This window comes from Vibrio sp. 704 (assembly GCF_033339295.1).
In genome coordinates this window covers 1-831 of sequence record NZ_JAWOUH010000261.1, presented here as the reverse complement: position 1 = coordinate 831, position 831 = coordinate 1, and the positions used below count along the sequence as shown (strand labels likewise).

The 831-nt window shown below is 51.0% G+C and carries 1 protein-coding gene; it reads left to right on the top strand.

Annotated elements, in window-relative coordinates; all coding sequences use genetic code 11:
* Positions 1–2: 2 nt before the first annotated feature.
* On the top strand, positions 3–831 hold an 829-nt coding region (locus R7R24_RS25810; RefSeq protein ID WP_318119976.1), incomplete at its 3' end, for a bifunctional GNAT family N-acetyltransferase/hotdog fold thioesterase.

Genomic DNA, 831 nt, shown 5'->3' with positions numbered 1-831 from the left:
TCATAACTCCAACAACCGAAAATCAGCTTAACAAGTACTATCAATTTCGTTGGCAAATGCTTCGAGAGCCATGGCGCATGCCAGTAGGCTCTGAACGTGATGAATATGACGTGGTGAGCCACCACCGCATGATTGTGGATAGCCGTGGTCGTCCAATGGCGATCGGACGTTTGTACATTACTCCGGATAACGATGGTCAAATCCGTTATATGGCGGTGAAAGGCAATCGTCGCAGCAAAGGCATGGGCTCATTGGTGTCGGTCGCGTTGGAATCGCTTGCGCGCCAAGAAGGTGCGAAACGTTTGGTATGTAATGCCCGTGAAGATGCGATTGCGTTTTATGAAAAAAATGGTTTTGAACGTCGTGGTGAGTTGACCGATGAACGCGGTCCGGTCCGTCACCAACAAATGGTGAAGCCGCTTGATCCGATGGCGAATGTGTTACGTCGCCCAGAATGGTGCACGGAATTGCAGCAGCGCTGGGAAGCGCAGATCCCAATTGCGGACAAAATGGGCATCAAAATCAACCAATACACCGGTTATCAGTTCGAATGCAGTGCCCAGCTCAATCCGAATTTGAACCCGCACAATACGATGTTTGCTGGTTCGGCATTTACGTTGGCAACGCTGACGGGATGGGGAATGACGTGGTTACTGCTCAAAGAGCGCGGTTTGCATGGCGATATCGTTTTGGCAGACAGCTCGATTCGTTATCGTCATCCGGTGGAGCAAAATCCGGTGGCGAGTACCTCGCTTGATGGTATCAGTGGTGATTTGGATCGCTTGGCGTCAGGGCGCAAGGCGCGCATTGTCATCCATGTGGTGATTTACA